This is a genomic window from Halogeometricum sp. CBA1124, from assembly GCF_009741955.1.
Classification (GTDB): domain Archaea; phylum Halobacteriota; class Halobacteria; order Halobacteriales; family Haloferacaceae; genus Halogeometricum; species Halogeometricum rufum.
Genome location: NZ_WPCD01000117.1, coordinates 1 through 11,438 on the forward strand (window position 1 = coordinate 1; position 11,438 = coordinate 11,438).

At 56.3% G+C, this 11,438-nt stretch carries 11 protein-coding genes and 1 pseudogene; 6 read left to right on the forward strand and 6 right to left on the reverse strand.

From position 1 onward, the window contains the following. Window positions 1-228 precede the first annotated feature (228 nt). The gene (locus tag GJ632_RS13695) at window positions 229-1,467 is read right to left on the reverse strand and encodes an orc1/cdc6 family replication initiation protein (protein WP_191453253.1); all 1,239 of its coding nucleotides are present in this window, start codon (window positions 1,465-1,467) and stop codon (window positions 229-231) included. Window positions 1,468-2,500: 1,033 nt separating this feature from the next. Between GJ632_RS13695 and GJ632_RS13700 the strand changes: the two genes are divergently transcribed. Then, window positions 2,501-3,421, forward strand: coding sequence for a MarR family transcriptional regulator (locus GJ632_RS13700; protein WP_343161185.1), 921 nt, complete (start codon window positions 2,501-2,503; stop codon window positions 3,419-3,421). Between the two features lie 33 nt (window positions 3,422-3,454). Here the strand turns inward: GJ632_RS13700 and GJ632_RS13705 are convergent, their stop codons facing one another. Beyond that, the gene (locus GJ632_RS13705) at window positions 3,455-3,868 is read right to left on the reverse strand and encodes a helix-turn-helix transcriptional regulator (RefSeq protein WP_191453255.1); all 414 of its coding nucleotides are present in this window, start codon (window positions 3,866-3,868) and stop codon (window positions 3,455-3,457) included. A gap of 127 nt (window positions 3,869-3,995) precedes the next feature. Between GJ632_RS13705 and GJ632_RS13710 the strand changes: the two genes are divergently transcribed. Then, the gene (locus GJ632_RS13710; RefSeq protein WP_191453256.1) at window positions 3,996-4,544 is read left to right on the forward strand and encodes a hypothetical protein; all 549 of its coding nucleotides are present in this window, start codon (window positions 3,996-3,998) and stop codon (window positions 4,542-4,544) included. A gap of 74 nt (window positions 4,545-4,618) precedes the next feature. Here GJ632_RS13710 and GJ632_RS13715 read toward each other — a convergent pair whose 3' ends face one another. The 4 genes and pseudogenes from GJ632_RS13715 to GJ632_RS13730 all read right to left on the reverse strand — a co-directional run. Then, window positions 4,619-5,440 (reverse strand): hypothetical protein, encoded by an 822-nt coding sequence (locus GJ632_RS13715; protein ID WP_191453257.1) that lies wholly within the window; start codon window positions 5,438-5,440, stop codon window positions 4,619-4,621. Between the two features lie 99 nt (window positions 5,441-5,539). Next, window positions 5,540-6,478, reverse strand: coding sequence for an ArdC-like ssDNA-binding domain-containing protein (locus GJ632_RS13720; protein ID WP_191453258.1), 939 nt, complete (start codon window positions 6,476-6,478; stop codon window positions 5,540-5,542). An 87-nt stretch (window positions 6,479-6,565) separates the two neighbouring features. Then, entirely contained in the window at window positions 6,566-6,913 is a 348-nt protein-coding gene (locus tag GJ632_RS13725; protein WP_343161184.1) for a hypothetical protein, read from the reverse strand. Between the two features lie 73 nt (window positions 6,914-6,986). Then, a pseudogene (locus GJ632_RS13730) lies at window positions 6,987-7,808 on the reverse strand (DUF6610 family protein); the annotation flags it as partial. Window positions 7,809-8,375: 567 nt separating this feature from the next. On the opposite strand from GJ632_RS13730, the gene GJ632_RS13735 reads away from it, so the two are divergent. The 4 genes from GJ632_RS13735 to GJ632_RS13750 all read left to right on the forward strand — a co-directional run. Then, a complete protein-coding gene (locus GJ632_RS13735; protein WP_191453259.1) occupies window positions 8,376-9,203 on the forward strand; it encodes an IS5 family transposase in 828 nt (275 codons plus the stop codon). Between the two features lie 19 nt (window positions 9,204-9,222). Further along, window positions 9,223-10,293, forward strand: coding sequence for a PAS domain S-box protein (locus tag GJ632_RS13740; protein WP_343161186.1), 1,071 nt, complete (start codon window positions 9,223-9,225; stop codon window positions 10,291-10,293). Between the two features lie 59 nt (window positions 10,294-10,352). Further along, a complete protein-coding gene (locus GJ632_RS23860) occupies window positions 10,353-10,541 on the forward strand; it encodes a PAS domain-containing protein (protein WP_231751564.1) in 189 nt (62 codons plus the stop codon). Between the two features lie 274 nt (window positions 10,542-10,815). Continuing rightward, on the forward strand, window positions 10,816-11,438 hold a 623-nt coding region (locus GJ632_RS13750; RefSeq protein ID WP_191453261.1), incomplete at its 3' end, for an IS6 family transposase.

Sequence of the window (11,438 nt, forward strand, 5' to 3'; positions counted from 1 at the left end):
TCCTACTCGTTTCGGCGTTCAACGAAACGGCCATTGGGTTTTACGCCAACCGAGGCTACGGAACCGTCGGAACGATAGACGAGTATGTGGAACCAGATACTGACGAGATAATTCTAAGAAAACAGATATAAACACGTAGTATACCTATATATATACGATACGTGCCATACATAATTGTATATGTGAGAGTATAGACCCATATCTGGAACATACGAAGACACGGGTGACTCAGATAGTTGTAAATTCTTCACCAGAGTCGGGGAGGTACTCGATGATACTCCGGTGGGCACCGAATTCACCGATGATCGTCTGTAGCGCGTCGACGACAGTCGCGATGTCTCGGTTGAGTTCGTGCTCGCGGTACGTCCCGCCGTCCTGACCACGGTGTTCCATGTGCGAGAGCGTTAGATTGAGTATCTCGAAGTCAGACAGGAAGCTGCGCATTCGCCGGGCCGTGCGTGGATCTCGGCCCTGGAACTCGCAGAGTTCTTTGTAGCGCTGGTAGACGATCCGAGACCGGGCAGGGGTAGCATCCTCGGCAGCGAGCGTTGTCAGCGCGTAGAGTGTGAGTTGCTCGTGTTCGGTGAGGTCGCGCATGATGTCCATGCTCTGCTGTGCCTCGAGTTTCTCCTGGGCGCGTTCGACGTGGTCGGTCGTAACTGAATCCGCGTTCTCGGTGCGTGCAAGATCACCCGCCTTCCGAAGAAGTGTAATCGCTCGTCGGGCGTCACCACCATCTTGGCGGCCAAGGGCTGCACACAGCGGAATCACGCCCTCTTCGAGAGCGCTCTGGTGGAACGCGATTTCTGCCCGCTGTTCGAGGACTTTCTGGAGCTCTTCCGTACCGTACGGCGGGAACGAAATCTCGGTTTCACACAGCGACGACTGAACCTTCGCATCGAGCTGCTCTCGGAACGTCGAGTCGTTACTGATCCCGATGAGGCCCAGCTGAATGTTGTCGATGTATCCGTTGTTGTCGGCACGGCTAATCTGGTAGAGGAACGTGTCGTCCGTGATGTGGTCGATCTCGTCGAGGACGATGATCACGGTCCCCGAGAGCTTGTTGAGTTCATCCCAGAGAAGACGATAGACTTTGGATTGGGGATGGCCAGTTTCGGCGATGTGGTGCTCAGGTTCTCGGAGATTGTTCACCAGACTAATCGCCGCCTGGTAGCTCGTGCTGAGACCGTCGCAGTTGAGCGAGATGACAGAGAGGTCAACTTCGAAATGCTCCGCTGATTCCAGAAGCTCGTTCAGTAAGAAGTTCGTCACAGCGGTCTTGCCGACGCCAGTCTTGCCGTAGATGAAGATGTTGTCGGGGTACTCACCGTTAATGATCGGCTGCAGGGCCGCTTCGTACTCCTCGATCTCGTTATCCCGCCCGACGATGTCGTCTGGAACGTACTCGACTTTGAGTGTATTCCGCCGTTTGTACAGCGTATCGTCCGGCTGAAATCGGGGAGTCATATTGTCCTCGACTGATTCAGGCTAGAATTATAACTGTTTCGACCACCGTTTCCGCTATTTCCAGTATAACCGCCATGGGGCGTGAGTTCCACTATTCGATATCGGCCCCGCCGTTTCCAGTCTATAGGAAGAATATCGTGTTGACTGTCACGAGGAGAGAACACTGAACACCCGACTCTCGAGGAACTACCCCACCCCACTATTTCCAGTAAACAGAGCAGAACGCAGATGACTGACCCACCCCGTCGTTTCCAGTAATTCGCGGTGACTCCAGGTAGCAAGTCACGATTGAGACAGACCACAGGGACCCAGTATTTCCAGTAAACGTCTCTTTATATACTCGATAGACCCCACTGTTTCCAGTATACTCGGTCAGAACACGAACCGGTAGACTGCGGAGGTAACAGCTGACGAGAATGACGGAACACCCTCTCCCCACTATTTCCAGTAAAGCACCACGAAAGAGAGCCACCTAGTGAGCAGGAACACTAAACTAAAGAAAAGTTTATACCGATAGCGTTTGAGTTAATCCGTAGGAGAGCTAGATCGAGGTTGCTATTGTAGTTGGTTCTAGTGAAAGAAAGCAACTCGAGAGTTCGGGAGACCTTCGTCACTAGTTTTACTGGAAATAGTGGGGGGAGAGTGGGTGGCTAGAGCCACTAGCTCTCATCGTGTAAGTGTATTAGTGGAAATAGTGGGGTCGGACACCCGTCAGACATCCTGGGTAGGTTAACCAACGTGGAGAAGAATGCTGTTCACTCGTTGGTTAATTGCCAACCGTGAGTAGCACCAACGTCTACTCGTGTTCGACGAGCTGATGAGACGAGATTGCCAGCCACCACACCACTATTTCCAGTAAAACACGGCGACAGAACTGCTCCTGTAACCAACGAGGTGGTATCTCGGCATCACGTATTGGATAATCCGCTAATCCATAGTTTTGTTGGTTAAGACGATGGAGGCGGTTCTCGCGATTCTGGCTGTAACACTACTTGAAACTTCTTTATATATAAGTTTCGTATTATGTTACACCGTGCTCCAGCGCATCGAACTCGAGGTCCTCGCCACGGTCGACCGCGGCGACACGATCTCCGAACTCGCGACGAAAGTCGACCACAGCGAGAGCTACCTCTCTCGTGCCGTCGGCGACCTCGTCGAGAAGGGGCTCGTCTACACGGAGCGCGACGGCCGACAAAAACGAGTCATCCCGTCGGATGCTCGCGCCGTCGAACGCTACCAGGACCTCGTCCGCCAACACTCCCATATCGACTTCCCCGAACTGCTGACCGGCAAGGTACTTGAGTTGCTGTACTACCTCGACCAGCCGCGAACTGTCGCCGACATCGCCGACCGGACCGACAACTACCGCAACACGGTCAACCGCATCCTGAAGCGGTTTCGCGACCGTGGTCTCGTCGGGTCGGACGAGGGCCGCTATGACTTCAACGCTGACTTTGACTACCTCCACGAATTCGCTCGTGAACTTGTACACCATTCACACCGCCAACGCCTGGAATCCGTCGCCCCGAAGGGTACGATTCTCTGGGAGAACTACAACGAATTTCTCGCGCAGACCGAGACGGAGATCGACGTGGAGGGGTTCCACGAAACCGGCCTCGCTCGGTTTGCCGTGTTCGACCTCCAGTTCCTGCTCACCGGCCACCGCTACTACCTCTTCTCCGAGGAAATCGACGTAGTCTCGCCGGCGGAGCTGTGCTGTCACACGCTGCTCATCGACGACGGCAGTCGCCACCGCTCGTACTGTCTCCTCCTGCTCAGCCACGTCGACGTCGACGAGGACGACCTCCGAGAGCAGGCGGCGACGTATGGCCTCGAAGACGAAACCCACGCTCTGCTCCGGTATCTCGAGACGCACGGCGACTGCGACGACGACCGGCTTCCTGAGTGGTCCGAGTTCCAGAAGCTGGCGGCTGACTACGAAATCGAACACTGATCGAGTGCTGACACGGAGCTGATTCTGCAGGAGTTACGCGCCGTCCGGGCGGGGGGCGTTCTCGTACTTGACCATCTTCTTGGGCTTGTCAGTGATAGTGTCGTAGATTTGCTGGAGCGTCTCCTCCGCAGCGAGCAGGTTGTGCTCGTCGAGGAAGGTTCGGCCCTCCTCTGTGAGCCCGTAGAACTTCCAGGGGTAGCCCTGCCGGCGCTGATCGTCATCGAGGGCGACCTCTTTGACGATACCTGCGTCGATCAGCTTCTGGATGTGTTTGTAGACAGTAGCGTCGCTCACGCTGGGGTTGAGTTCCTCGAGTTCGTACATCGAGGGGAGCTGCTCGGGATGCTGAAGGATATTGTTGATCAGCGCGAACCGCGTCTGTTGGGTAACAAAGTGGACGAGTTCGCGAGATTCCATCCCTTCAGCAGTCCCCAAGTCGGTGCTCATACGACACTGTACACGCCCTGACGGCAAGTAGTTTACTCTTGAGTAAACCACCACAGAGTAAACCATAGTGGATTACTTGGTAATTTACTCCATAAACCATATCGTGTGGCGCTGAGAGAGACAATGTATGTCCGACGAGGAGCCGCCCGTCCCCGAGGAGGTCCTGAAGAGTGCGAAGGACCAACTCGACAAGGAGAAGATTTCACTGGCGGACAACGAGGAGATTCTCCACGCTTTGAGTGAGCTGACGCCCGTCTACGAAAACGACCGGTCGTACTTCGTGCTGGGAAACTACGACAGGGAGCCGATACGCCGGCTGAACCTCGTGGTCGACCGACTGAATCGGCGGCAAGACGCCTACGCCTTCCGGATGGTCGACATCCGTGGGGAGTGGGACAACAGCATCCAGAAGTTCTGCCTGATCGCCGACATCGTGACATACCTCGTCGGCGTCGCCGAGAAGGAACCGAGCGACTTCCTCGTTGAGCAGGGGCTGCTCGTCGGCACGACGGAGTACTTCGCGAAGAGTCACGTCCTCAAGCGAGAGTACGAGGACGAAGACCACCCCTTCGGCTGGATGCAAGACGGCGTCTTCGAGCTATTCGACCAGGACGGACGGTTGTATCGGTGGCAGACCGAGGAGCAGCTCGTCGACGTGACTGCGGAACTCCCGTGATGGTGGGTAGGTCAGCTACTGTCTGCGTTACCCAACGCAGGCGGTGATAGAAGTGACCTGTCGGTTAACCAGGCTCAGTCCGCATTAGCCGGGAGTCGACCGTCTGGTCGGGGAACACGGCCCCGTTTGATTTCGTGATCGACGCGGCGCAGGTGCTTACAGCCACCCTCGGGCGAGCGCTGCTGCCAGTCGGGACAGGAACACGACTCGTCGATGACGTCGACTTCGTATCTGTTGCCGGACGCGGACTGTACCTCGTAGCGGCCACCTTTCGAGAGGAGCGAGACATCCATCGTTTCGTTGACGGCACGCTTGGTACGAGGTTCGAGGTCATTCTCCGAATGTGCGCTCTCGTCGACGACCAGCCGGTCGCGAACGTCGCCCGTTCGGCCCCCGTCCGGAGCGACGGCTTCCGCAGGGCCACTGAGCCGTTCGTGGAGTACTTCTTCCACCGGATGGCCTTCCGGCCACAGGTAATGGACCTCGCGGCGCTCGCGATGGTCGTAGGAGCCGCACGCGGCCGCGCTGCCGGTCCAGACGCGCCAGGCACCGAGCGCGCCCATCATGTCCACGATGGTGCGTGGAACTGTCTGGTGGTCGTCCGGGAATAACACCCGGAAGCGGGTACACGCTTCTTGCGGCGGGACGATTTCCCACCAGTCTACGCTGGAGCCCCAGCTGTCGAACATCGCACCGTCGCTGCCGTAACCGACAGTAATGCCGTCCATCGGCGTCCAGTCCGTCGGCAGGTGGTCTGCCTGCCCTTCGAGCACCCGGAGGACGGCGTAGCGAAGGTACTCGTGGGCTTGGTTATCCACCGTTCGAGCGACCTGGTCGTGCCGCTCGGCGACGTGCTCGGCTTCCTTGAGGACCGTCGTGAGATAGTCGTCAGTCATGATTCGACGGAGGTCTGAACGCGCCTCCGCCCCTCGGCGGGCGCATAAAAACTTAACCAACGACATGGCTGGTTCCCGGCGATCTGTTGGTTAACCGAATTAGCTAGCAGGCGATTCTTCGAGAACGTCGATGAGTTCCGCTGCCGTTCGGCTGATTCGTCCGAGACGTTCTCGAACGACTTCGGGATCATCCGACTCCCAGGCAGCCAAGTAGAACGCCGAACCACTGGTGTCGATTTCGCAGTACCGCCCGACGACATACGCGACAGCTTCGGCCTCGACTTCGCGTTTCGACCGCTCGGTATCGTCGTCGACGTCGAACTGGAGCAGGGCGTGCGCGTACTCGTGAATCAACGTCCGCGCGAGATCGGCGTCGTTCTCTCGGTCGCGGACTTTCACGCGTGGCTGCAAATCGACGAGACTGAGCTGCTCGCAGATACCCTTTGCCTCACCGTGCGTCCACTCCGCTTCCGGAACGATCCGAATCGTCACACCAAGCTCATCCGCGGCATCGGTCAACCGATCGACGAGGCCGTCGGCGTCGCCGGTCGCTTCCGTATCGAGTTTCGGAAGCGGCTCCCCGTCGGTCTGGGAGATGTCGAAAACCGATGCGGGTCTGAACCCAACGAGTCCCTCCGACCACTCCTCGAGTGGTGTCTGGTCGTAGTCACAGTCACTGTTCTCGTGATAGCTCGGTGAGTTCTCGCACTCCGGGCACTGTTTCGTGATGATCGGTGCCCAGATCCAGATTGCGCTTTCTCCCTCCTGAACGTGCCGGTCAAAGTCTTCTTGCCATGTCCGATAGCCAGCGACGCGTGTCGCCTCGGGGCACTGGCGCTTGATCAGGAGCGTGTTTCGGTAGGAATAGTCGTGGAAGCGGCTCTGGACATCGAGCCACTCCATGAACTCCTCACTGGTCTGTGCGTCGTCGACGTGGTCAACGAGGTCGTCTATCCATGCTTCGATGGTGCTGTTCATCTCGTCGGATTGCGTGTCGGTCTCGTCAAAGGAGACCGACGAGTCACTGGTCGTAGCCATAATTTCACTGAACCGAGTTCACCGCAACCGCATCAATTCAGAACGCGCCGCACCCTTCAGGGCGTGAAAAACAGCTCCCCTTGAGAGTTACCGGAGTTCGTGTGGTTCGTCCGCGAACCCGACTGTAACGAGATATTCGAGATACGCGTCGAACCGCTCGATGTCGCTCGGTACGTCGGTCGCGAGGTGCTGTGCCCACTCGATGGCCCATCGGAACGCGGGATCGGACCCGCCATTGCCGTGAATGTACCACCAGCGAGCCGCTTTGAGAACGACGAGTGGGTTCGTCGGCGGCTGTTCACTCGCTAGTCCACGGGTGATAGATTCGATCTCCGCAGGAACCTCACCTGGATCGATTTCCCCGGACTGTGTGTTCGAAATATCGATTGGAATCTCATCGACCGAGACGTTGTTCGCATACTGTCGCTGACTCACTGGAATTCACCTCTGGACGAAGACTCTCGATGGAGCCTTCGCCCTCTCAGGGGCTCGAAAAACAGTCACCAAGTCACGCCGGTGGGAAGTAGACGCTCTGCTGGCTGGCTATTTCCTCGAGATTGTTCCGATGGCGATGCGAGAAGTAGCAGTCGTAGCTGCAGTATCCACAGACGTCTCCCGTATCATACTCGGCAACAAAGGGACTACGAGGGGTTCTCCAGACATTCGCTCCGCATCCAGTACAGGCAGCACCGTCGATATCACTCGGTGATGGCCCCTCGTATTCCACATCCAGACCGGCTACTTGTGGTGTCGAATCTGGCCAGACGCCGTGTCCCTGCCAGAACTCTCGGAGTCGACCAAGTCCGTGACGAACGGTCTTTCGAACGGTGACGTGGTCAGCGTCCCGGCCGCTGTCGTCCCACCCGGAGGCTGTCCAGAACTCTCCGAACTGCGCGCCACGATGGAGTCCGTTCCAGTCAACACCGACGATATCTGCGGGTGGGTCATTCGTGAGCGTCGGTCGGGTCAACTGCTGAATGACGTCAAGCTGCTTCGGTGGGCTCCCCCCGAGGATGTGGACGCGTCGGCCACGCCAGTCGGTCGGCTCGGAGAACTCGTGGGCCAGCCGATCAGCGTAGCCCCGGGAGTAGCCGAGCACGATATCGTCTGGAATCATCTCGATCACCTCCCTGCACTTGGGCACGATGACGAACTCTGCGTCGGGGTAGCTCGCTTGGATTTCGCGAGCGGCAGCGACGTATTCATCGACATCGTCGGGTTCGTACGCGTCACCAATGACGCCGACTCGCGGCTCGTGTTCGAAAAACCGGTCGACGTATCGATTCAGGTCGGGATCTCGAAAGTCGTTATCGAGCATCCCAATGGTCAACGCTCCTCAGGGGTGTAACACTACTCGAAGATCTCTTTGAGGTCAGTCTCGTACTATGTACACACATTTGAGGGGAAAGCTACCGTTGTTTTTACGCACGCGGACGAATCAGATATTTTTGTTAGAAACTCGTGAGGTACATTGCCGAATGTGGGGGATCTGCGTCTATAACGTCGATGCGTGCCACTCTAGTTGGCGGTGTCTGGTTTGTGGTTTCGTTGGGACCCCGTGATGGCGACCTCTTCTCGTGTTCGGAGCGTGGTCATAATGTCGCGGGGTCAACACGCTGAATCTGAGTGTTAGGAGCTTTTGTATGTGTGGGAATTAGAACGTAATTCACCAACTCCGGTTCGGAAAATACCTTATTTGATGATCAAAATTTCTATCTGTCTTCAAATATCTATATTAAATTATACTCAGACTTGTATGCCGACAAAAATGAGAAAACTATCTACGCCTCGCTGGATTGATTAATGTATAGAAATCAAAGGCTCTGGTGAATCGCTGGACAGCGTCGGCTTCGACCGTTAGAACTAGGAAGATGAAGCGGGAAATCGCCGATGATCCATGTCGAAAATTTCCCGCTTCACGAGCAAAGTCATTCAGTTAGCTAAAAATGCTGTTGGTGAGCGAGGCGAAGTCGCCGCCCCCGAAGGGGGTGGCGGCTTCGCCGAGTATGCGGTGGTGTCGCTGCATTGTCTGCGGGTTTACCTGGGAAAATCCTACCGAGAAGCGTTGGATCTGCTGAGCGAGATGCCACAAATACTCGGGGAGATCGGCCTCAACGCGGCCGATCTTCCCGATCACTCGACGCTAGTCAAGTGGTTTGACAGAATCAAGACAGCACTCTGGCGAGTGCTGCTGCGCCTCTCGGCGCAGCTGCACGACCCGAGCGGTCACGCCGCCATTGACGCGACATTCTTCGACCGAGAAAACGCTAGCAAGCACTACTGTCGCCGGACAAATTACCGGGTTCAGACGCTCAAAACAACTGCGCTCGTCGACACAGAAAGCCAAGCGATTCTGGACGTTCACTGTACGACTGAGAAACGCCACGACACGCAGCTCGGCTGGCAGGTCGCCCTCCGCAACGCGGGCGACATCGCCAGCCTCGCTGCCGACAAAGGCTACGATTGGATGGATTTACGCGAGAAACTCCGCGAAGAGGGCGTAAGACCGCTGATCAAACATCGTGAGTTCCGGCCCATCGATCACGCGCATAACGCGCGGATCGATGGACCTCGATACCGCCAGAGAGCGATGTGTGAGACCGTCTACTCGACGATCAAGCGCACGCTCGGCGACGCCGTGCGTGCGCGAACTTGGTACGGTGAATTTCGTGAACTCGTCTTGATGTGTGCGGTTCACAACATCAAGCAATCGCTAAAACAGTGAAATCAAGCTACGTCTGGCGATTCACCACCGCCAATTATTCAAACAGGCTGTCGAAAACGCAGGACATGCAGTCTTCATCACTGATAGGGAAGGAGCTATCGAGTACGTAAATCCGAAGTTCGAAGCCCGGTCCGGCTATACTCGTGAAGAAGCAGTCGGTCGAAACCCCCGCATTATCAAATCAGGCAAACAGGACGAAGAGTTCTACGATCGGATGTGGCAGACAATTCTTTCGGGCGAGCAGTGGAATGCAAATCTCATCAATCAGCGCAAAAACGGTGAGTTGTACCACGTCGAACAGACGATCTCGCCCATAGAGAACGACGACGGAGAGATAACGCACTTCGTCGCGATTGAATCCGACGTGACGAACTATCGGTTGCGAAAACAGCAACTCGACGTTCTCAATCGCGTCTTGCGCCACAACCTCAAGAACGGAATGAATATCATTTTAGGCCGAGCCGAATTACTCCGCGACTCGCTAGGCGACGATAGACTGCAGGACCATATGCGGCCGATCGAAGAACGCGCGGACGCGCTGGCGACTCTGAGTGACAAAGCCGGAACTGTGCGCTCACTGTTCGAAGAGGAAGTGTCTGCTGAAATTGCGATCAACGTGACGGAGTTAGTTAGCGATGTCGTCACAGCCTTCTCTGAAGAGCACCCGACTGTCTCAATCGAACTTGATGAGCTTGATCCCCTCTACGCTCGAGCAGATAGTCGGTTGAGGTTGGCAGTGGAAGAACTACTAGACAACGCTGTCGCCCACAACAATAAGTCGGTTCCTGAGGTGACGATTACCACTACACCATCCAAGCAAAGGAAGTCTGAAGACTGGGTCGACATCGAAATCATAGATAACGGACCGGGGATTCCTGATCAAGAGCTGGAAACGATCAAACAGGGCAAGGAAACACCGCTCCAGCACGGTACCGGACTTGGCCTCTGGATCGTCTACTGGACTGTCTCGCTGTACGGTGGCGAAGTCACCTTCGTAGATAACTCCTCACGTGGTACTGGCGTCGTATTGAGTCTCCCCCGGATGTCCGCCGACTCATCCGTTCGGGGACCGCCTGCCGAGAACAGCTGACCAATAGCAGACACTGAGACTCCGGGAACTCGAAACAAAACCAGATGGGCCGGTCTCGGATGCTCGTCGAAGAGTCGAACGACGTTGCCACGATCATCGATACTGACGGAACAATAACGTACGTGATCCCTGCTGTCACGCGAATCCTCGGCTACGATCCGAACGAGTTAGTCGGACACTCCGGATACGAGTTCGTTCATCCCGACGACTGGGGACGGAATGCCGACGCGGTCGAAGCCGTTCTGTAGATCCCGGATGAGTCCCAAACCGTCGAAGTTTGGTTTCGACACGCCGACGGCTCGTGGTGCTGGATCGAGGCCACACTGCGGAGCCGATTCGAAGACGATGCCATCGAAGGGGTTCTACATAGGTAGCAGGCAGAGTGCCCCGGGCCACCGTGCCCGGGGCTGGATGCCGCCATGTTGCTCGTCCATGCTCGGACAGTCACCCGGCCTAATCCAGACGGCACTGTCTAGTCAAGCCAGTTTGAGAAGTGAGCAGGTCGTTGAGTGGTTTGTTAGAATGCTCGCAGACCTGCTCAATGACTGCTTTGCAGTGGATTTAGAAGAATGTTGGGAGCGTGAGCGGACAGCGACGCCCGTCAGGGCGTTCGCCGTCCGCCTTCACGCGACCGGTTGTTCACTCAGAGAAACAGCTTCGATCCTCGCTGAATTAGGCATTGAACGCTCTCACCAGGCGATTTTCCAGTCGGTACATCGACTGGCTGACAGCGTTTCGGACCCGCCGACGGCGCAGCCGTCGCGGGTCGCCGTCGACGAAACCGCTGTCAAAATCAATGGCGAGTGGTCTTGGTTGTACGCTGCAATAGACATTGACACTAAGTTGCTCCTCGACGTACAGCTGTTCAAAAGATATGGAACCGATCCGGCGGCTGCGTTCCTTCACGGAGTCGTCGAGAAACACGATTGCGAAGACACGGTGTTTCTGGTCGATCAGTTCGGCTATCGGACTGCCTTCTCTCGATTAGGACTGAGCGGTCGGGTTGACTATACGGACCGAAACCTGATCGAAAAGTGGTTTCACATCCTCAAAATGCGAGTCGACCGCTTCCATAACTCGTGGGTGGGCAGTCGGCTGAGCGTTCGTCAGTGGATTGCGCTGTTCGTTCATTACTACAATTTCCA